The sequence below is a fragment of the Alphaproteobacteria bacterium genome (assembly GCA_033762625.1).
Lineage (GTDB): Bacteria > Pseudomonadota > Alphaproteobacteria > UBA9219 > RGZA01 > RGZA01.
Genome location: JANRLI010000020.1, coordinates 25,343 through 46,695, shown reverse-complemented (window position 1 = coordinate 46,695; position 21,353 = coordinate 25,343). Strand labels below are relative to the sequence as shown.

Genomic DNA, 21,353 nt, shown 5'->3' with positions numbered 1-21,353 from the left:
AAACCACCCCCACAACCTGCGGTTTTGAATTTCTGGCGCCCTATCAGTAATCCCAATGTTTTTCTAGCAAGTGGACAGGCTGCGCAAAAACTGAATTACGATTTGGCGCAATGCAAATGCGCAAATTACCCTATTACCGTGCCGCATCAGGAAATGGCAACCTTGGTTCCCGACCAAGGCCGCCTTGCGGAAACATCCGCTATGCGCGTTGACGGAGCGATAGGCTGCTCCACATCACCGAATGGCGTTTTAATTGAATGTATGCGTTGGCGCGGCTGGGAGCCTTCGGCGTGCAGCGGCCGGTTAAATACCCCTGGCGGCGTACAATGTGCCGTTACCATTGATAATCTCCCTAGCTATCCAGACGAATATCCGTATAAAGGGCCAATGGATGAGACCTTTGGCGATGGCGGTACATCACCAGCGGAAACCCGTCAGCGTTACCCTTAATGTAAGCTACCCTTGAGATAAGCCATGATACCACGATATTCCCGTCCGGAAATGACCCAAATTTGGGAGCCGGATAACAAGTTCCGTATTTGGTTCGAAATTGAAGCACATGCCTGTGATGCTCAAGCACAACTTGGTGTAATCCCCAAGGAGTCAGCCGCAGCAGTGTGGGCCAAGGGTAAATTCAACGCGGCGCGCATTGACGAAATTGAGAAAGAAACCAAGCATGATGTGTTGGCGTTTCTTACCAATCTAGCTGAATCAATCGGCGAGCATGCGCGCTTTGTGCACCAAGGCATGACATCCAGCGATGTACTGGACACCACCTTGTCGTTCCAATTGAAGCAAGCCGCAGATTTGCTGATAAAAGATTTGGATGATTTACTGGATGCGCTGAAAAAGCGTGCGATGGAACATAAATATACGATGACCATTGGCCGCAGCCACGGCATTCATGCCGAGCCAACAACATTCGGTTTGAAACTGGCGGGGCATTACGCAGCATTTAAGCGCAACCGCGAACGCCTTGTGGCAGCCCGCAATGATGTTGCGACGTGCGCGATTTCTGGCGCCGTTGGAACATTTGCGACCATTGATCCGTTTGTAGAAAAATATGTGGCTGAAAAAATGGGTTTATCGGTTGAACCTGTTTCAACACAAGTCATCCCGCGTGACCGCCACGCCATGTTCTTTGCGACCTTGGGCGTCATTGCTGGTTCGATTGAAAATCTGGCCATTGAAGTACGGCATTTGCAACGCACCGAAGTGCGCGAAGCGCAGGAATTTTTTGCCAAAGGGCAAAAAGGTTCATCCGCCATGCCACATAAGAAAAACCCGGTATTGTCGGAAAACCTTACAGGACTTGCACGTATTGTGCGTGCGGCAGTTAATCCGGCAATGGAAAACGTGGCGTTATGGCATGAACGTGATATTTCACATTCCGCTGTTGAACGTGTGTTTGCACCAGACGCAACCATTGCACTTGATTTCGCCCTTGCCCGGTTAACCGGTATGATGCGTGATTTGATTGTGTGCCCAGAGAACATGCGCAAGAATTTGGATAGCCTTGGCGGTATTCATTTCTCGCAGCGCGTGTTACTTGCCCTTACCCAAGCCGGTATTAGCCGTGAAGATGCGTATAAGAAAGTTCAGGCAAGCGCCATGCAGATTTGGGAACATGGTGGGCAGCTCAAAGATATTCTCTTGAAAGATGCAGATATCATGATGTCGCTAACTACGCAGCAGATTGATTCGTTGTTTGACGAAAAGGCTTATTCCGCGCAGGTTGATACAATCTTTTCTCGCGTTTTTGCCTAGGGAAAGTCACCCCTCAAAACTTGGCACGCTTCTCGCGTTAGCAGCATTAGGGCAACACAAGAATTAACAATCCTTTTATTAACTTTTAAGTAACACAAAGCTTAAAAACTAATGGAATGAGCACGTTTCCCGTTGGAACACGTTCACCATTGCTGTATCCGAACGTCACAAATTCAGGTGATTTAAAGCCTGGCGAAGTTGTGGCGACGACACCCCTTGGCCGCGATGAGAACGGAAAAAATTTAGTCGCATATATTGTGCGTACAGAAGAAGAAGTTCCTGCCTATAAACTCCCCAATAGCTCCAACAATAACACACCTAAGAAATCGTTTTTGTCGGACGCTGCGGTAACGCAACTGCAGCAACAGCAGGCGCAGGCAAAGCCGAAAGCAGAAAAACAGCCGCAACCAAAATCGGAAAATACATCAGCGCAATTCATCAAGCCGGATGATTTATTGTCACGGCTAGAACAATCACAAGTTGACCAACTGCGCGCACGCAATGAAGCGGTGCGGTCGGATACAACAGTTTTAAACGATGGGGATGGCAATGCGCTCCTCACCTCCCTGATTTACAACACAGGCCCTGATGGTCGGCGCTATGCAGTGGGCGTTTCCGCACCATTATTAACCAAACAGGGCTTTTCCACGCCCCAAGCTGACGGCGATGAAGTGCCGCCAACCGCCATTGGCAGAGCCACATCCGCCTATAAGCAATCTGCTTATTTCAATTCAACTGACTTTCGTTCAGGATTATTGAATAAAGCAATCTAGCGAGCCTGAATGAAGTATTGTGTTGCCATGGTTGTATTGTTATGCGCGGCAATATTCGTGCCTACGAACTCCTATGCACAATTATCACCTGAAGCAACGCTGGTATCGGGTTCTGAAATACCGCTGCAAGGCTCATGCAAAAATAACGGGCTTAATCCGGATGAGCTTGGCATCTCTGGAAAAAATGCGACGCTGTCATGTACCGGTAAGGGAACCGATATGCTCAACCTGTTTTATTCGGATGGTACGTTCGACAAATGCGTTTATATCGATAATCTTGACCCTAATAACAAGGCATTATTTATCCCCGTCCGAACATCGCAGGAATGGTTGGCGTTTAAGAACACAACACAACGCGATGGAAATCTGCATAACAAAGTACGCATGACGTATGGGTGCGAAGCAGGCACGATTACGGACCCGTGCAGCATGGGCCAGACCTTTCCACGTGGCCGTAATGGCGCTCAGGTAACCTTTACATCCAAGGCCACCAAGATTTTGAACTACACCTGTATTGCGACGACAAAATGTGGGGTCTGGACACTGACCAGTAGTACGGGAACCTGCCCTGTCAACGGCGCTTGCGGCGAAGCTTCTACCTTACCTGCTGCAACTGCGCCGACATCTAATTTATGCAACGCAGGAACCGCTGGCCACGTTAGCCAAAGCGAAACATGGAATTGGCAATGCAAAGGATTGAATGGCGGCAAAGATACTAGTTGCCAAGCAATCATTCAACGCGATGGCCTGTGCGGCAAGGCAGATGGTGGTTTATTCGCCGAACCGCCATTAAGTAACTTATGCGAAATGGGCACACCGACGGAGGTAAGCCAATCTGCAACGCGCTTTAACTGGGATTGTATAGGCGAAAATAACGGGATTATCGCATCATGTTCCGCAAACTATGTGAATGGCGATGGTTGCGGCCCAGCCGCAGGCCGCACCTATTCAAGGCGCCCTCACCCGTTCAATTTATGTGCGTTAAATTGGACGCGCGTTGGCAAAATGGCCGTGACGGCCGATACCTATGAATGGCGGTGTAAAACCGTGCATTCCCCGAGACTTACGGTGTCTTGTTCAGCTGACCGCAATCCTGTCAGCTGCGGCCTTCCTTGGGGCGGGGCTATCGATTCAGGAGAAAGCGTTACGGCTTATGCCACACCCCATGTTCAATGCGGGGACAGCTGCATTCCCGAAACCCGAAGCTGCAATGAGGGTGTATTATCCGGTAGTTACGATAAGAAAAGTTGCGCGATGCTGGCTTGCGATAAATCAAAAAGCAAAGAAGGCTGCACCGCCGGATGTCATTAAAACGACTGATAAATTTGCTTGTTAACCATAAGTATTAAATCTTCCTTATCCATAATTGTATAAAATTTGAGATAGTTTTTATATTTTTAAAAATTTTATAACTGGCATTTATATGGCCAACCATACAGATGGTTTAACGAACCAGTATCGCAATTACATTGCACCGCGATCGCAATTTCTGGTCGGCGGATATCGCGGGCCGAATTATATTACAGTCAATACTACACTACCAACCAACCCGCGCCTCGTTGATAATTCAAGACTTCCAAATGGACGCAGCCCTGCCGAATACGCAAATTTATTCTCGCGCCTGCCGCAGGAATTGGATGCCGTTCTGAAATCCAAAGGCCATGCAGAAGTCTGCATTACGATTGATGAAAAAGGCCGTATCGTTCCACGAGATTCCGGAAGCCGTGAAGCAACCCATGCGACTTATATCAGCGCGATGATTAAACGTAACCCTGATGGCACCAATTCATTGCTTGGCATTTGGGGCGGGCAGACCGGCGGCGGTAATAACGGCGTGGTTGCTGCCATGTCCACTATCAAGCTGATGAGCACCCAGCAAGGCCGCACAGCCCTTGGCACACGCGGCGTATTAGATGCAGCGGAAATGAATTGGGGTCAAACAGGATTAGCCAGCGCTGGCCCATTAAGCCGTAACCCACGCGGCTGGGAATTTGCTGATGGCGGTAAATCGACATCCATCCATTATACGCAAAGACAGACTTACGGCGTTCCGGCGCAAACCGGAATTGTGGAGCATCATAGTGAACACAATACATGGGGCTGCATTGCCGGTAGTGATGAATCCTTCCGTGCGCGTTTAAATGCCCGAATTGCGGTTATGATGGGCGGTGATACGCGTAGAGATACTGGAAACGGACTTGGCATTCAAAATACTGCAAGCTCCGCAGCGCGGATATTTGCCCAAAACAAGGCGATTGCGGCAAATACGCTAGGGTATATTTATCAACTTAATCCGGTGATGTTTGATACAGGCAACCCCCGCTATGCGAATTTGGCGCAACAACTGAATGTCCAGCAGACAAGTTATGCATCAATCACGCGCACACAGGTGCAAACTGTTCCCCTGCCCCATACAACAGCGCCAGCGGTTGTAACGACCAGCACGACCGCATGGGCTATGCGTCGGCATACCTAGGCATATGTTGAAGGCATAAAAAAAGGCGGGACATTGCCCGCCTTTTTTATTTGATGATTTATATACTTACTGGAACTTCTTCGTGTAGCGCATGACGCCCAGGAAGTCGTTGCGGCCCGATACATGGCCTGCATCCATACGGTACAAGGTGCCGGCAGCCAAGGATTCACCCTTGCCTACTGGTACTGCATAGTTCACTTCCATATCCATTTCGCGGCCTTGCGCGGAAAGGTCTTGGGTGAAGCGCTGGGTCAGCAAACCGGTATAGGTCGAGTTCAACTGGCTTGGCAGTTCAAACTGCATGCTGCCACTTTCAACACGTAATGGCTGTGATACGCCAAAGCCCAATACGTCGCCTTTGGTGAAGCTGCTCATCTTATCAACACCAGCATTGAATGCAGAGGTGATGATTTCGCTTGAGTCCTTAATAAGCGAGTTGTCACGGTTAAGGCTTGGATTTGTCATACCGCCATACGCATTGACACGCAGGGTTAAGTCACTCGTCAGAGCAGCCTTACCGCCCAGTCCCACATAGATGGTGCTGGTGCCGTTGCCAAATGCCAAGGCGCCAGTACCCTTACTGCCTAGAACACGGTTTTCTTCAAACAAGGTACCGAATGACATGAATGCGTCGGTATCTTTATCGAGCTTGTAGCCCAATTCAGCTTGGGTACCGAAGTTGTTTGCTTCTTCGTCACTTTCGCTGTGACCATAGAAGCCTGCAATCTTCATGGTGCCGCCAAGCGCTTGCGTCTTGTACACGGACGCAAAGCCATCGCCAGCAAATGCTGCGTATGGGTTGTTCATTGCATCTTTATTGATTGCGCGATCAGCGCGGTCGCGGTCTGCCTCGCTAAAGCCCAAGGAAAGTGCGATTGCATCCTTATAGTGAACAGATCCTTCTTCCGAGCTTGACATGGTTTGCGTCAAAGAAAAACTCTTGAAGCTTGAGGTTTTGTCATTGTCATCACGTGGCTTGTCGCCAAGGAAGTGGCTGTTGTCCTGATTGCTTTCAGTAATAAAGCCAACCTTGGTCTTACCGCCAAAGGACAATTCTTCGCGTTCATCAGCATTGTTGAACTTTGAAACAGCTTGACGTGTGTTGAATGAAGCAGAGTTAGCAATAATCTGATTGCCAAGGCTCATCTTGAACGCAGCGTCATAGCTGTCGAGCATAAGCACGGTTACCCCGTTAAATGCAGAGCCAACCGCGCTACCAAATGCGCGGCCATAGGTCAGATGGCTGTCTGCAACAGTGTGGTAGTTACCGCCAAGCAAGCCAGTGGTTGAAATGCCGGTTACGCCAACTGGGTTTGAAGCAGCAGCAAGGTTAAGCAACCCGTGACCATAGATTGCGTCAACACCCGGCGTACCAAGATCGGTAGCGGTATTGAGCAAGCGGGAAACGAGCTGTGCAGCGGTCAGGTTAGGGAATTCTTGCTTGAGAATTGCAAGGGCACCTGAAACTTGCGGTGCAGCAAATGATGTTCCTGAAACCGTCGCATAACCGCCACCTGTTGTGGTGGTAAAAATGTTTTCGTCAGGAGCAACCATACACCACTGCGCAGCAACACCGCAGCGATTGGAGAATGCAGAGATAGTATTGTTTCTATCTACACCAGCAACAACAATCGTTTGCGGTTGTAAAGCCGAATAGTCAGCAGATGCCATCACGTTGCCATTTTCATCGCGGTAAGCACCAGTTGTATTTGCAGCAATATTTGCGTTAGCTGGTTTGATAAATGGCAAGAAACCCGGACCGGTTGGATTGCGCGCAAGGCCTGGGGCAATTGCGAATGCGTTACCTGCTGGGAATACAAGGATACCGCCAGCTTGTACGTATGCTTTGTACGCATCTGCTTCAGCGATTTCTGGGGTGGTGATAATACCTTGGTAGCCAAGAGGCTCAAAGTTGTTATGCCATGCATCATCCGGGCCGTAGCTGCCGTTTAAGATCATAGCGCCAGAGGTTGTGCGCGCATAATCAATTGCCGAAGCAAACGAAGCAATCGCGCCGCCAGATGCGTCAAACACACGCAATGGAACGATGGTTGAGTTATAAGCAACGCCATGCATACCGACAAAATTGCGGTTTGCTGCAATCACACCAGCAACTTCCGTACCGTGGGAATTAAGCGTTGTCGCCTGACCAGCTGAATTCGTCACGAAATCGAAGCCGCCGCCAGAAACGAAACGGCCTTGGAATTCAGAATGGCTAAGATCAAGGCCAGTATCGAGAACAGCAACACGAATGCCAGATCCAGTGTACCCGCGTTGGTAAGCAGCTGCTGCGTCCATGGTGGTTAAACTGTATTGGGCTCTGTATTCATCGGTGATGAATTCAGTGACAGTTGTTGTCGTGGTGGTATCTGTGCTACTGCCGCCGCCCGTGATGAGCGCTGCGGCTGTACCGCCTGCAACCAGAAGACCCAAACCAACCCATAGCAATGAGCTGCCGCTGAAAAAGCCAGCATGCGCACCAGTGTAGCGTGAACCTTGAACGATGGCCGGGCCAACTGTTTCATAGGTTTGTGCTTGGGGGATTACAGCCTGCTGTTGATAAATGTAACCTTGTTGAACAGGTTGATACTGAACATATTGTGGTGGTGGCGGCGCATATTGCACAACAGGCGCAACCGCAGCAACAGGACAACCCACAACGACTTCAGCAAGTCCTTGGCGGCGTGCAACCACATTGGCTTGGCGCAAAACTTCTTCGCGCATACATGGATAAGATTCAGCAAGCGTCGTTGCGCGAATGCAGTAATTGCCAGGATCATTTGTGGCATATTTTTGAAGCATATATTTGACTTGCGTAATATCACCGCAAGAGGCTGTGCCGTCTGCCATTGCATTTGCAGAAAAAAAGCAAAGCGCCAGTGCTAGAAAAGCTATTAAATTTTTATTACGCATCATGATTACCTTCTTATATATGTTAGAAGCAGCACCGCATTGTTCCCAAAAGGCAGTTTCATTACAATAGAGGAATTACTTTCGGAATCAACGAAATAAGCTGTGGATGAAAAGCTAAATCACAAAGTGTTAATGGTTAGTTACGTAGTCTCTGGCTTGATTCTGGAGTGAAGAAAACTTTTCTGACAGCGCATCTTTTGAAAGTTGCTTACCTTTGTTAACGGCATCTTTGTGCACTTTATCAAGCAATTCTTCTTCATCCTTGCCTGATGTGACCATGTTAACGAGTTCGTTTACATAAACTTCCTTCGATAATCCGATTTCTTGTGCGGCCCATTCACCAAGCAATTTTGCTGCTTTAACATTTGCCTTAAATCTTAATTCCTCATCATGCGCAAATTTTTCTTCAAAGGCTTTCTGACGGTCGTCGAATGTGGTCATTGAATCTTCCCCAAAACTTTGTAATGTTGCTTACGTTAATTCTTAAAAATGAGAATCCCGACAATTAGGATAGTATGTGTTTAGGCCGCTGTTAATTAATCAGTACACAAAATTGCAGAGTCTGAATATTAAGGCATTCAAGGTGTGACTAGATTCCCACGATGGTTATTGCTTTTATTAAGCATTGTGGCACAAGTTAATATCGCTAGAAAGGTTTGACCAGATGAAACGCCGCCGTATTTATGAAGGCAAGGCAAAGGTTATATTCGAAGGGCCGGAACCCGGTACTGTTGTGCAGTATTTTAAAGATGATGCCACTGCATTTAATAATCTGAAAAAAGGTACAATTGAAGGTAAGGGCGTTATCAATAACCGCATTACCGAATATTTGATGGTGAAGCTTGGCGAAATCGGCGTTCCAACCCATTTCATCAAACGCCTTAATATGCGCGAGCAACTGGTTAAACAGGTTGAGATTATTCCTGTTGAAGTTGTTATCCGTAATGTTGCGGCTGGCTCGCTTGCCAAGCGTTTTGGTATTGAAGAAGGCACACAGCTGCCCCGCTCCATCGTTGAATTTTATTATAAAAATGACGCACTGGGCGATCCAATGATTTCGGATGAACACATTACAGCTTTTGGCTGGGCATCTCCTCAGGAACTTGAGGAAATTGTTACATTGTCCATTCGTTGCAACGATTATCTCTCGGGTCTGTTCTATGGCATCGGCCTTAAACTGGTGGATTTCAAGCTGGAATTTGGCCGTTTATTCGAAGGCGATGAAATGCGTATTGTGCTGGCCGATGAAATCAGCCCGGATAATTGCCGACTGTGGGATGTAAAAACCAATGAAAAACTTGATAAAGACCGTTTCCGCCGGGATTTAGGCAAGGTTGAAGAAGCCTATCAGGAAGTCGCGCGTCGTCTTGGCATCTTGCCCGAGAAATCCAGCGAAAGCGGGACAGAATCCGAAAATGTAAGCCCCTTTGTTAAATAGAGAGAAGTGAGTTTAGACTATGAAAGCGCGTGTTGATGTTGTGTTGAAAAATGGTGTGCTGGATCCGCAGGGCAAAGCAATTAATCAGGCCTTACACCATCTGGGATTTAATCAGGTTCAAGAAGTACGCCAAGGCAAGCTGATTGAAATCGAATTGAATGAAACAAACAAAGACAACGCGATGGCCAGTTTGAAACAAATGGCTGAGAAACTTCTGACCAACCAAGTTATCGAGAATTATAAAATCACGTTTCAAGATTAATCGCTACCAAGGGCCTTTCATGAAAAACCTCGCACTTGCATTTGTACTACTGCTGAGCCTTTCGGGCTGTGCGTATTTAGATGAACTCTTTGCTTCGTCCAGCACGAATGCAAACCCGGTTAATGAAGTTGAAAAGGCAAAATACGAAAGCTTTGCGTTTGAACAAATGGCGCCAAGCGCACCACCCCCGCCCCGCTATGAAGAAAAAGGTTATCCCCCACGCAATAATCCTGATGAGTACACATGGAGAAATGGCCATTGGGAATATGTTGATGGCAGCGGGTTCCGCTGGCTGCCTGGGTATTGGCTGCATAAACCCGCTTTCTCGGCTTCATGGCGCCAAGATATGTGGCTGCAACGTACGTATGGTTGGGCCTTCGTTCCTGGAGCTTGGGAATAATATAACGATAATGGTTGGCGCGTGAAGCACATGAGAATTTTGGCCACGCTTTTATTCCTTCTGCCGCTTTTAATCCCATCACCATCTTTTGCTGAAGCAAAAGTATTTAATGCGCCAGATGGTCAGGTAAGCGCGATGATTATCTGCGAAGAAAGCAGCTTTGCCAGAACCTACAGCCTGTTTACCAACGGAATTGCACGCATGTTTTATGACGATGCGACAAAAACACTGGACAGTCTGAAATTTGCCTTATTGATGCGCGGCTTCGTTTCGTCATCCCCCGCCTTTTATCAGGAATGGTTTGAACGCAAGCCCCTGACGATTGATAAAGAAGATGAAGTTGCCTTCATTCAAAGCGAACCAGCAAAATTTACGGATGGAAAAGGAACGGTCAAAGGTCAGCTCATTATCCGCGGTATCCGCAAGGATGTGAGTTTTGATGCTACGTTAAATAAATTTGCCCGAACATCCAAAACCAGAGATGTGTTTGACGATGGCGCCATGACCCTTGGCTACTCCATCCATGCCACGATTAAACGTAGCGATTTTTCACTTGGCGGCGGGGAGAACAGCCCCTTTAACGATGAAGCCATTTTAATGCTTGATATAATTGCAAAATAAGCCATCAGCGGGCCCCGCAGGGGGTGACATTTGCGAAAAAACGCATTAGTTTACAGCTCTCATTTTTTCCTTAATTCAGAGACGTTATGCACGCATCCGTTATTGTATTCCCAGGTTCCAATTGCGACCGCGATGTTGCGGTTGCACTTGAAAAAGCTTCAGGTAAAAAGCCAACCATGGTTTGGCATGGCGACAGCCAGCTTCCCAAATCCGATATCATCGTTATTCCCGGCGGGTTCTCGTACGGCGATTATCTGCGCACCGGCGCGATGGCAGCGCATTCACCCATCATGGGCGAAGTGATTGCAGCGGCAAAAAAAGGTGTGCGCGTTCTGGGAATTTGCAACGGCTTTCAGGTTCTATGCGAAACCCAGCTATTGCCGGGAGTATTACTGCGTAATCAGAAACTGAAATTCATCTGCAAAACCGTTTCATTAAAAGTCGAGAATAATGACAGCGTGTTCACAAAAGCCTACCAAAAGGGTGCAAACTTACGCATTCCTGTTGCGCATGGCGATGGCAATTATTTTGCTGACCATGACACCCTAAAATCACTGGAAGATAATAATCAAATCGCGCTGCGCTATAACGATAACCCGAATGGTTCAGTGCAGAATATTGCCGGAATTTTTAACAAGGAACGCACCATTCTTGGCCTGATGCCTCACCCTGAACGCGCCAATGACGCGGTACTGGGCAGTGAGGATGGCAGTGGCATTTTTAAATCAATTGTAGAGAACGTATAATGAAAACGAATTTAGCCCAAAATACTCAAGGGAAGCAAATGTCAGCAAGTTTTGATATTCCGAAAACCGCCGCCGAGCACGGAATGAAGCCCGACGAAGTTGAATTGATGATTAAAACATTAAGACGTAATCCAACCTTGTGCGAACTGGGCATATTCTCTGCGATGTGGTCTGAACATTGCTCTTACAAATCATCCAAGGTGCATTTACGTAAATTGCCAACCAAAGGTGATATCGTAATTTGTGGTCCAGGCGAAAATGCAGGCGTTATTGATATTGGCCTGGGCCCCAACGGCGAGAAGCTGGCGGCGATTTTCAAGATTGAAAGCCATAATCACCCATCCTTTATTGAACCATATCAAGGTGCAGCAACGGGCGTTGGCGGTATTCTGCGTGATGTATTCACAATGGGCGCACGGCCAATTGCAAACCTGAACGCGCTGCGTTACGGCGATATTAAAAATCCAAAAACTAAGCAATTGCTCGGCGGTACGGTTGCAGGTATTGGCGGTTATGGCAATTGCATGGGTATTCCCACGGTTGCGGGCGAGGTGAATTTTCACCCCAGCTATAACGGTAATTGCCTTGTGAATGCGATGACCGTTGGCGTTGCCCACCAAGATAAAATTTTCTACGCGAAGGCTGCGGGCGTAGGTAATTCCGTTTGCTACGTCGGTTCAAAGACTGGCCGCGATGGTATTAAAGGCGCGAGCATGTCTTCCGCCGAGTTTAATGATAACGCTGATTCACAACGCCCAACCGTTCAGGTGGGTGACCCATTTACTGAAAAGCTTCTCCTTGAAGCATGCCTTGAATTGATGGCGACCTATGCGATTGTTGCTATTCAGGATATGGGTGCGGCTGGCCTCACTTCATCTTCCGTTGAAATGGCTTCCAAGGGCGGCCTTGGCATGGAGCTAATTCTGGATGATGTACCACAGCGCGAAACCGGCATGAATGCTTATGAAATGATGATTTCAGAAAGCCAAGAACGCATGCTGATGATTTTGAAACCCGGCGCTGAACAAAAGGCCGCTGCGATTTTCAAAAAATGGGATCTGGATTGCGTGGTCATTGGCAAGCTGACCGATACCGGCCGTTTGGTTGTGAAACACAAAGGTAAAGTTGAAGCCGATATCGTGGTTGAACCATTAGTTGAAAACGCGCCGCAGTATAATCGCCCCTATGAACCCACACCAAAACAAGCGGAAGTAAAGGCCGATGCTTACCCGCTTCCTGCTGATATGACGCTTGGAAAAGCGTTAGAAACATTATTGGCATGCCCAGATTTATGTTCTCGCCGCTGGGTTTATGAACAATATGATAGCCAAGTCGGCGCTGACACCGTTGCAACAGGCGGTGATGCTGCTGTGGTACGTTTGCACGGTTCAAAACGTGGGTTAGCTATGACGGTGGATTGCACCCCGCGTTATTGCTTTGCCGACCCTGTGGAAGGCGGCAAACAAGCCGTTGCCGAAACATGGCGTAATCTAACGGCAGTTGGCGCCAAACCCCTAGCTATTACAGATAATATGAATTTTGGAAATCCCGAAAAACCACGCATCATGGGCCAATTCGCCGGCTGTGTAGAAGGGATTGCAGCCGCATGCAACGCCCTTACCTACCCGGTTATCTCTGGTAACGTATCGCTATACAACGAAACCAAGGGCGAGGGCATTCTTCCAACGCCCGTTATTGGGGGCGTTGGTATGGTGGAAGATGTTTCAAAAATCGCTCGGGTCAACGCAGCGCGCGAAGGCGATGTTGTATTATTAGTTGGTGAAACGAAAGGTCATATTGGTCAGTCGTTATATCTTCGTGAATTGCACGGCAAGGAAATAGGAACCGCTCCACACGTCGATTTGGAAGCCGAGAAAAAGAATGGTGATTTTGTCCGCGCCCTGATTAATGCCGGTACCGTTCCATGCTGCCATGATGTATCCGACGGCGGCTTGCTGGTTGCTTTGGCGGAAGTATGCCTTGCGTCCAATGTTGGCATTGCGCTGGAACAGGCAGAAAACACCCCAGCATACTGGTTTGGCGAAGACCAAGGCCGTTACATCATCACCATCCGCGCGCATCAATATCACGAACAATCCGTGTTCGATGCGGCGAAAAAAGCCGGTGTGGAACTGGAATTCCTTGGGTTCATGGGCAGCCCTGACATCAAGCTTGATGATAAACCGATTATATCCGTTGCAAATTTACGTAAAGCCCATGAAGGAACATTGCCTGCATTGATGGAAGGATAGCCATGACGTCAGCTAAAGAAATCGATGCATGGGTAAAACAAGGTGTGATTACATCAGAACAAGCAAAAGTAATGCTTGAACAAAAGGCTGGCGAAAAGAAGGAAGGTAATTACTTCCGGATTATTATGATGCTGGGCGGTCTATCCCTCATCCTCGGCATACTTGCGGTCATTGGCGCAAATTGGAATGCTATTCCCGATGCTGCAAAGCTTGGTGCTCATGCTTTGCTTAGCGTTGCACTTGGTTATGGATTTTATAAACATCGCAATCAAGAAGGCTGGGCACGTGATATCTATGTGCTGCTTGTTTTTGGCACAAACCTGACCTTCGTCGCACTGATTGGGCAGGTATTTCAGACCCAATCGCATCCCTTTTTTGCCATCTTGATATGGATGCTGATATCGAGCCCGCTTGTCTTGGCATACACCACTACGCGCTTTGTTGCCTATGCATGGATTGTTGGTGTGATTGCACAGAATACGCTGCTTGCGTTATGGCTTGCTGATTTAGGATCCGAGCGGATATCCGCAAATCTGAGTGGAATGATTGTTACCATCGTCTCGTCTATTTATATTGTGTTTAGCAATTTGCGTTGGGCAAATGAACAATTTCCTTTATTTGCAAAACCGCTGCGATTACTCGCCATATTAAGTTTTGTACTAAGCGGCAGCATGAGCCAAATTTTATGGCGTATCGACTTCGACGCAGCCAGTTATGCAAAATATTGGGATAATCTCTCCAGTGTATGGGTGACCTTTGGCGTGTTTGCACTGCTCACCGTTTTAAGCCGCGTGAATAAGACGGTATGGGAATTTAAACCTTCTATTATTTTGTATGGGGCAACGGTCATCGCCATGTTGACCCCTGCCCTTTTTATTCACCCCGCCATCCCGTTGATGGGTGCGGTTAGTTTCATCGCTTACTGGTTGGTATTGGGATATGTTGCCCATTTAATGGATAATCAGCAGGCATTGGATCAAGTGGTGTGGGTCATAAGCCTTCGCATATTCATCATTTATCTGGAGGTTTTCGGCACATTAGCATCAACCGGCATCGGTATGATCATTGGCGGCTTATTATTTATTGGATTGGGATACGGCACGCGCCGCGTGCAAAAGTATTTAAGGGCGCAGCATGGGACATAAACTGACAATCACCTTTCTTGCGCTTCCATTCGTCGCGTTCATCTTGATGATTGGTTACGGCCTTGTCGGTAATATGGGGGCCCATTTCATATTGCCCGTACAAGGATACGATCCGCGCAGCCTGCTGTATGGCCATTATATCAATATCAGCATTAATTCAACAGTTCTTCAGCAGATTGCCGGCAAATGCGGCTGTTTAAAATCGAGTGGGATTGAGTATAAAAGCTGCGAAGAAGCACGCAACGAACAGTGCGAAGCCTTACTTGATAGCAAAAACACGACGACAATGCGTTCGCTTTCCATGCCAACAAAATTATATGTTGATGAAACAACCGCGCCAACGATAGAAAAAGCCGTTCGCGAAAAGCCATATAGTCTGATGGCTGTTGTGACCTTGAATAATGATGCTGTTGTTATACATGGTTTGCTATTGGACGGCAAACCCGTGAAGGCAATGCCATCCGCCAATCCATTTGAATCAAAATAGAAAGAACCCGATCATGGCAATGGAAGCAAAGGCAGTTGAAGCACTTATCCGCGAGGGGTTACCCGGCGCGAAAGTGCGCATTGAGGATTTACGCGGTGATGGTGACCATTATGCTGCCTATGTTGAAAGCGCTTCGTTTATCGGTAAGTCACGAGTTCAACAGCATCAAATGGTCTATGCCGCATTAAAGGGTAAAATGGGCGGTGAATTGCACGCGCTGGCGCTGTACACATCCATTCCGAGCTAGTTAAAAATACATACCTGAAGGAAAAATATCTTCAAAAAACAGTCTTTTAGCAGCCTAATACTCAGATATATGAGCAATTTACTTTCGCCTACGTCTTTATTATATAAAGGCTGTCCAACTCAATGATTTTAAGGGGTATCAGAATGAGCCAAGCCATCGTTGACCGCATTACCAAGGATATCGCTGATAATGCCGTCGTGCTTTATATGAAAGGCTCGCCTGATTTTCCGATGTGTGGGTTTTCCAGTGCGGTTTGTCAGGTTTTAAAGAACATGAACGTGACCTTTAAAGGCATCAACATTCTGGAAGATGCAGAATTGCGCCAAGGCATTAAAGATTATAGCAACTGGCCAACCATCCCCCAACTCTACGTCAAAGGCGAGTTCATCGGCGGTTGCGATATTGTGCGCGAGATGTTTTCCACAGGTGAATTAAAGAAACTTTTCAAGGATAAGGGCGTACCGTTTCAAGAAAACGCTGCTTAATCTCCCCACTTTCCAAACAAACCATGGTGTTACCGCATCCCATTAGCTTTAATAATGGGCTGTAAATGCTTGCATTTTATGGTTAATTTACCGTTTGCTAACCGTGATAATTAAGCATCAGGAAAGGATGTTGGGGGATAGTGGTTGTATCAGAACACGCCACTTAGGAGCTACCCCATGAACAAGTTACTAACGATTGCTACATTAGCCATGACTGTATTCAGCACCGCTGCTTTTGCTGATACACGCGGCGATTACATCAACAATCCAGACGCTTACGGCGTTATTGCTGTAAACAAAGGCATCACCAACGGTGCTTCTGTTTCATTTGATATTCCAGTGCATGCAAGTCTGCTAGGCCAACGTCAAGGTGCGATGCCTGTTTCATCAAACGGCCGCATCTTTGCAACCTCAATTGGTTATTACACAGCCCATCCAGTTCAGGGCTCTTCCAATATCCTTGGCCTTGCACACTCACCATACCAACGCTAAGGTTTAGTTCTGGAAGTACGACGAATAAAAAATAAGAACTTTAAAAAGTTCATATAAAAATCATGGGAAATATGCCCCGCCGGGAGTGACCGGCGGGGTTTTTTATTGTGCACTTAAATTTCTCTGACGCAAAAAAAGGCCCCCGCCACTTGCGTGAACGGGGGCTAGAAAATTGTGACCCTGGAGGTACGACGGGTTAGAGTCACAAAAGAAACTGGTAAAACTTAAACCTTAAAAGCCAGCGTAGTTTCCACGCAGTGAACGATAACCTTGCGCGCCAACCGGTTGTGCAGCAGGTTGTACACCGATTTGTCTGCTGGTAACTGCTGCCGCAATGCCGCTGCTGCGACCAGCGATGATATTTGGAACAACCCTAGCAAGCTGTTCGACAGTCATTGCAAAACCTACGCCTGATGATGTGCTGCTAGGCGATAAAATAGCTGTATTCATACCAATTAAGCAGCCACGTTGATCAATCAGCGGACCACCTGAATTACCCGGGTTAAGCGCAGCATCGGTTTGTACCAGATTTGAAAGTTTACGACGTTCAGTCGTTTCAATGCTGCGATTTAATCCGGACACAATACCGCGCGAAAGGCTGATACCTACACCATAGGGATTGCCGATTGCATAAACCTGTTCGCCTACGCGAAGCACACCGCTGTTACCATGCGGCATCAAACCGCCACTGGTTGGAACATGCAAAATCGCGACGTCAAAATTGTTGTCAACACCCACTACTTCCGGTGTAACGCGCTGACCATTGGCAAGGATAACGGTTGTATTTTGGCCAAGCACGTGAACATTGGTTACAATATGGCCTTGGTTATCCCAGAAAAAACCCGAGCCGTATAATTCGCTACCACCATTGGTGGATTCAATAGCCACTACCGCAGCAGATGACGCAGAGAAGACATCGGTCGCATCAGCCTTGCTGTATGGATTGCACATTTGTGCAAAAGCAGAACCTGACATCAGGGTCAGGGTGGCTGCGAGGGCTAATACTGTTGATTTTAAAATGCTTTTCATTCTTTAATTCCCGTCACCAATGACCGTTTAGAAGCTTTGGGTTATCTGTTTAGTTGTTATACTTCCAACAAGTCGGTTAATAAAATTTATATCAAATGTTAGGGAAAGAGTATCATTTAATAACAGAAAGTAACAATTTGTTTTTTACTTTCATCAGACGTGTTACATGCGTTAACCATCTGAAAAGATTGATATTTTTTCTATCGAAACACTCTAAGCATTTAATGCTATTCCTTTGAAGCCAAACGCTTTTTATCCACAGGGTGCTTAAAAAGTAGCGTCGGCGTAAATGAACAAAATCCATCAAAAAATTAGCTGTCAGAGTGACAAAAATGCCGAGTCCATTCCTTAGGCAAGCTAATTACGATTCCTAGCCGATCCTTGCTAAATGCGCTGATTTTAGGTTCTGATACGCCACCCCCAAGTCGAAAGGAACCCGATGCTACTGCGTATTGTTTTGTTTACCCTATTTCTGACTAACCCTGCCCTTAATCCTCTTTATGCCCATGAATACGAGGCTGGCGGCCTGTCCATCTATCATCCCTATGCGTATGAGGTTACCTTGAAGGGCGAAGCCACCCACGCCTATATGACAATAACCAACAACGGCGATGAAAAGGATGTACTGCTGAGCGCTTCATCCCCGATTGCCAGCAGCATCGATATCGTGAATGAAGACGAAAAACTGGAAAAGCTGGAAGTCGCCAGCCATGAAGCAGTGAAGTTTAAAATGCACGGCATTCACTTGCGGTTGAATGACGTTAAAAAAGCCATCAAGCCCGGAGCAAAACACCCCATTACGCTTAACTTTGAACATGCAGGCCAAGTTAAAGCTCAGCTATTGTTCACAAAGCTTGGTGACATAAGCCTGTGCGATGACGGTCATCACGATAAAAAAGCCGGCAGCGATAAGCGTCACTAAGCCAATAAAAAAGGCTCCGTTTCCGGAGCCTTTTTCTTGAACACTTGGCAGTCGATTATCGTGAATAGAATTCGATAACGAGTGCGGGTTCCATTTGTACCGGATATGGCACATCGCTCATTGCGGGAACGCGTGTGAACGTGCCCTTCATGTCTTTGTGATCAACAGCCATGAACTCTGGAACTTCACGTTCTTGGCTTGCGGCTGCTTCCATCACAACGGTCAATTGGCGTGATTTTTCGCGCAATTCAACAGTATCACCTTGCTTCAAAGCGTAGCTAGCAATGTTTACGCGCTTGCCATTCACTTTGACGTGACCATGGTTGATAAGCTGGCGTGAAGCGAATGGGCTTGCTGCGAACTTCATACGGTACACAACGGTGTCCAAACGGCTTTCGAGCAATTGGATAAGATTTTCAGAAGAGTCACCACGGCGGCGAATAGCTTCGAAATAATAGCGGCGGAACTGACGTTCACCGATGTTGCCATAGTAGCCTTTGAGCTTTTGTTTTGCCATCAACTGTTGACCAAAGTCAGACAGCTTGTTGCGGCGTTGGCCATGTTGACCTGGGCGGTAATCACGCTTGTTGAGCGGGGATTTTGCACGGCCCCAATGGTTGCAACCATGGCGGCGATTGATCTTAAATTTAGCTGTAGCGCGTTTTGACATACTCTATTCCTTGTTTTTATGACCCAATTATTGGGCATTATATTGTCCCGATAGGCCTACCCGTGCTATGACGGAACCGTGATATGGCCAGTAAAAGCCTTATCCACATTCTCTGGGAATGGCGCAAACATAAGGATTTATTGAGCCTTGTCAAACATTTAGAAGCCAGGCCATGATAGTCGAAAAAGCTGATTATTTTCATGCAGTTAGACTAGGCTCACAGCAAGATTGAGTGATGAAGACTAACGGACAGTGAGCAAATCATCGTTTATCGACGGCATTTACATATCGACAGGCGAACCGGATGCGCACATAGCAGCTGTTTGAAGCGTTACGCAGCCAACGGGCGAACAAACTGTAGCGCATTTCCTTCCCAAAGTATTCCTCGCGCTTGCGCCGTATAATCGCCCTTTATGTCCCGAATATAGAGTTTTCCAAGCTCTAAAACCGTTTTTTCATCCGTTTGCGACGCCTTTGCGGTCATAATCACCCGTATTGGGGTGGTTTCATCGCTTGAATAGACCCTGAAGACCGCAATTTCGTTGAAATGTGCTTTTAGTGCGGCAAGTAAAACTTCTTCTTTATCGCTCGGAAAGATAACAAGAAAGCATCCTTCAGGCTTTAGATACGTCTTCGCGCAAGAAACCCAATTTTCCAGTTTTGAGCCATGCGTAGCATGAGCTTCGCTTTTTCCGGCGTTGGGTGATTTGAAATAGGCGTCCTCTTCAAAATACGGTGGATTAGCCACCACATAATTAAAGCTTGCGGGTTCAATCACGCGCGGCGGGCGGCATACATCACCAAAATGCAGATCAATCGAACGCTCCCAATTATTTTTGGTAACTGATTTTGCAGCAAGTTCCAGATAGCCCGTATTTTTATCAATACCGGTGATTTTGCATTGCGGTACACGAGCGCGTATGCACAAGCTGACCGCGCCCGTACCCACACCCAAATCCAGCACCCTATCACCTGCCTTCGCAGGCACTGCTGCTGCAAGCAAACAGCTATCAACAGCAACGCGATATCCCTTTTTAGGCTGGAAAATAATAACCTTCCCGCCCAATAGCTTATCTTCGGTTAAATCGGTATTTTCGTTTGCCATTTGAATTTAATAACAGATGCGTTAAGTTGAACCGCCTCGAATTCTTTAAGCGTATTCTGAGCATTCACTTAACAAAAGTTCTTACCATGTCAACAGTCGTTTCATTCGCCAAGCCGGTTGAAAATACCAAACGTAAATCGCGTAGTGATGCGTTAAGTGATTTAACGGCATTAGTCCAAGAAGACCTTTTGGCTGTGAACGAAGTAATTATGCAGCGCATGCAATCGCCCGTTGCGCTTATTCCACAATTAGCGGGCCATTTAATTGCAGCAGGTGGCAAGCGGTTGCGTCCTGTCCTTACCCTCGCTTCTGCCCGTTTGTGCGGGTATGACGGGGTACGGCACCGCAAGCTTGCAGCCTGCGTTGAATTTATTCATACCGCTACCCTGCTGCATGACGATGTGGTGGATGACAGCAATCTGCGCCGCGGCGAGCCTGCGGCAAACACGCTCTTTGGTAATAAGCCCACGGTGCTCGTTGGCGATTTCCTGTTCAGTCGCGCATTTCAATTGATGACCGAGGACGGTTCACTGGACGTATTGCGCATCCTTTCAAATGCTTCCGCCGTAATTGCCGAAGGCGAAGTATTGCAAATCACCACCACGAATGATATCCGCACCAGCGAACAAGCCTATCTGGAAGTTATACGTGCAAAAACAGCCGAATTGTTCGCAGCTGCCTGCCGCATCGGCGCAGTTGTTTCTGCACGCCCCGCGCCGGAAGAAGAAGCGCTGCGTACCTTTGGGCTAAACCTTGGTCTTGCATTCCAGATTATTGATGATGTTCTAGATTATTCCGCTGAACAAGCGCGCCTTGGCAAATCCATCGGCGATGATTTCCGCGAGGGCAAAATCACCCTACCCGTTATTCTCGCCTATAATCGTGGCGGCGAAGCCGAGCGTTTCTTCTGGCGCCGCACATTGGAAGATCTGGAACAGAATGAAGGCGATTTAGAAAAGGCCATCGATTTATTGGTAAAAAGTCAGGCCTTAAAAGATGCTGCTGACCGCGCGCGCCATTATGCGGCGATTGCCCGCGACGCTTTAGGCCTATTCCCCGAACACCCGATTAAATCGGCCTTGTTATCAGTTGTAGATTTCACGCTGGAACGCGAATATTAATC

General features: G+C 47.4%; 23 protein-coding genes. 18 read left to right on the top strand and 5 right to left on the bottom strand.

Going from position 1 to position 21,353, the window contains the following annotated elements; genetic code table 11:
• From SFW65_09300 to SFW65_09280, 5 genes are all read left to right on the top strand, one after another.
• The coding region (locus SFW65_09300; protein MDX1923310.1) for a hypothetical protein at positions 1-450 on the top strand (450 nt) is incomplete at its 5' end.
• 24 nt (positions 451-474) lie between these two features.
• Positions 475-1,767, top strand: a complete 1,293-nt coding sequence (gene purB, locus SFW65_09295) for an adenylosuccinate lyase (GenBank protein ID MDX1923309.1) — start codon at positions 475-477, stop codon at positions 1,765-1,767.
• 116 nt (positions 1,768-1,883) lie between these two features.
• A complete protein-coding gene (locus SFW65_09290) occupies positions 1,884-2,540 on the top strand; it encodes a hypothetical protein (protein MDX1923308.1) in 657 nt (218 codons plus the stop codon).
• A gap of 9 nt (positions 2,541-2,549) precedes the next feature.
• Entirely contained in the window at positions 2,550-3,851 is a 1,302-nt protein-coding gene (locus SFW65_09285; protein MDX1923307.1) for a hypothetical protein, read from the top strand.
• Between the two features lie 112 nt (positions 3,852-3,963).
• A complete protein-coding gene (locus SFW65_09280) occupies positions 3,964-5,016 on the top strand; it encodes a hypothetical protein (GenBank protein ID MDX1923306.1) in 1,053 nt (350 codons plus the stop codon).
• Between the two features lie 66 nt (positions 5,017-5,082).
• Here SFW65_09280 and SFW65_09275 read toward each other — a convergent pair whose 3' ends face one another.
• Together SFW65_09275 and SFW65_09270 are read right to left on the bottom strand one after the other, a co-directional pair.
• Entirely contained in the window at positions 5,083-7,932 is a 2,850-nt protein-coding gene (locus tag SFW65_09275; protein ID MDX1923305.1) for a S8 family peptidase, read from the bottom strand.
• 126 nt (positions 7,933-8,058) lie between these two features.
• Complete coding sequence (locus SFW65_09270) at positions 8,059-8,370, bottom strand: DUF1476 domain-containing protein (GenBank protein ID MDX1923304.1); 312 nt, start codon at positions 8,368-8,370, stop codon at positions 8,059-8,061.
• Between the two features lie 223 nt (positions 8,371-8,593).
• On the opposite strand from SFW65_09270, the gene purC reads away from it, so the two are divergent.
• The 11 genes from purC (at position 8,594) to SFW65_09215 (ending at position 16,504) form a co-directional block, all read left to right on the top strand.
• Positions 8,594-9,367, top strand: a complete 774-nt coding sequence (purC, locus tag SFW65_09265) for a phosphoribosylaminoimidazolesuccinocarboxamide synthase (GenBank protein MDX1923303.1) — start codon at positions 8,594-8,596, stop codon at positions 9,365-9,367.
• 19 nt (positions 9,368-9,386) lie between these two features.
• Positions 9,387-9,629 carry a phosphoribosylformylglycinamidine synthase subunit PurS gene (gene purS / locus SFW65_09260; GenBank protein ID MDX1923302.1) on the top strand — a complete coding sequence of 81 codons (243 nt, stop codon included), beginning with the start codon at positions 9,387-9,389 and terminating at the stop codon, positions 9,627-9,629.
• Positions 9,630-9,648: 19 nt separating this feature from the next.
• A complete protein-coding gene (locus tag SFW65_09255; GenBank protein MDX1923301.1) occupies positions 9,649-10,029 on the top strand; it encodes a hypothetical protein in 381 nt (126 codons plus the stop codon).
• Between the two features lie 30 nt (positions 10,030-10,059).
• Complete coding sequence (locus SFW65_09250; GenBank protein ID MDX1923300.1) at positions 10,060-10,650, top strand: YceI family protein; 591 nt, start codon at positions 10,060-10,062, stop codon at positions 10,648-10,650.
• A gap of 86 nt (positions 10,651-10,736) precedes the next feature.
• The gene (purQ, locus tag SFW65_09245) at positions 10,737-11,396 is read left to right on the top strand and encodes a phosphoribosylformylglycinamidine synthase subunit PurQ (GenBank protein ID MDX1923299.1); all 660 of its coding nucleotides are present in this window, start codon (positions 10,737-10,739) and stop codon (positions 11,394-11,396) included.
• Positions 11,397-11,434: 38 nt separating this feature from the next.
• On the top strand, positions 11,435-13,648 hold the full coding sequence (gene purL, locus SFW65_09240) for a phosphoribosylformylglycinamidine synthase subunit PurL (protein ID MDX1923298.1): 2,214 nt from the start codon (positions 11,435-11,437) through the stop codon (positions 13,646-13,648).
• A 2-nt stretch (positions 13,649-13,650) separates the two neighbouring features.
• Positions 13,651-14,793, top strand: coding sequence for a DUF2157 domain-containing protein (locus SFW65_09235; GenBank protein ID MDX1923297.1), 1,143 nt, complete (start codon positions 13,651-13,653; stop codon positions 14,791-14,793).
• On the top strand, positions 14,783-15,280 hold the full coding sequence (locus SFW65_09230) for a GDYXXLXY domain-containing protein (GenBank protein MDX1923296.1): 498 nt from the start codon (positions 14,783-14,785) through the stop codon (positions 15,278-15,280). Before SFW65_09235 ends, SFW65_09230 begins: the two co-directional genes overlap by 11 nt.
• A gap of 13 nt (positions 15,281-15,293) precedes the next feature.
• Positions 15,294-15,527 (top strand): BolA family transcriptional regulator, encoded by a 234-nt coding sequence (locus tag SFW65_09225; protein ID MDX1923295.1) that lies wholly within the window; start codon positions 15,294-15,296, stop codon positions 15,525-15,527.
• Between the two features lie 143 nt (positions 15,528-15,670).
• On the top strand, positions 15,671-16,012 hold the full coding sequence (gene grxD, locus SFW65_09220; protein ID MDX1923294.1) for a Grx4 family monothiol glutaredoxin: 342 nt from the start codon (positions 15,671-15,673) through the stop codon (positions 16,010-16,012).
• Positions 16,013-16,189: 177 nt separating this feature from the next.
• The gene (locus SFW65_09215; GenBank protein MDX1923293.1) at positions 16,190-16,504 is read left to right on the top strand and encodes a hypothetical protein; all 315 of its coding nucleotides are present in this window, start codon (positions 16,190-16,192) and stop codon (positions 16,502-16,504) included.
• 231 nt (positions 16,505-16,735) lie between these two features.
• Here SFW65_09215 and SFW65_09210 read toward each other — a convergent pair whose 3' ends face one another.
• Positions 16,736-17,533, bottom strand: a complete 798-nt coding sequence (locus SFW65_09210) for a trypsin-like peptidase domain-containing protein (GenBank protein ID MDX1923292.1) — start codon at positions 17,531-17,533, stop codon at positions 16,736-16,738.
• A 439-nt stretch (positions 17,534-17,972) separates the two neighbouring features.
• On the opposite strand from SFW65_09210, the gene SFW65_09205 reads away from it, so the two are divergent.
• Positions 17,973-18,455 (top strand): copper chaperone PCu(A)C, encoded by a 483-nt coding sequence (locus SFW65_09205; protein ID MDX1923291.1) that lies wholly within the window; start codon positions 17,973-17,975, stop codon positions 18,453-18,455.
• A gap of 55 nt (positions 18,456-18,510) precedes the next feature.
• On the opposite strand, the gene rpsD is transcribed toward SFW65_09205, so the two are convergent.
• Together rpsD and SFW65_09195 are read right to left on the bottom strand one after the other, a co-directional pair.
• A complete protein-coding gene (gene rpsD / locus SFW65_09200) occupies positions 18,511-19,125 on the bottom strand; it encodes a 30S ribosomal protein S4 (GenBank protein MDX1923290.1) in 615 nt (204 codons plus the stop codon).
• Positions 19,126-19,456: 331 nt separating this feature from the next.
• On the bottom strand, positions 19,457-20,230 hold the full coding sequence (locus SFW65_09195) for a methyltransferase (protein ID MDX1923289.1): 774 nt from the start codon (positions 20,228-20,230) through the stop codon (positions 19,457-19,459).
• An 86-nt stretch (positions 20,231-20,316) separates the two neighbouring features.
• Here SFW65_09195 and SFW65_09190 point away from each other — a divergent pair, with 86 nt between their 5' ends.
• Positions 20,317-21,351 carry a polyprenyl synthetase family protein gene (locus SFW65_09190; GenBank protein MDX1923288.1) on the top strand — a complete coding sequence of 345 codons (1,035 nt, stop codon included), beginning with the start codon at positions 20,317-20,319 and terminating at the stop codon, positions 21,349-21,351.
• Positions 21,352-21,353: the final 2 nt, after the last annotated feature.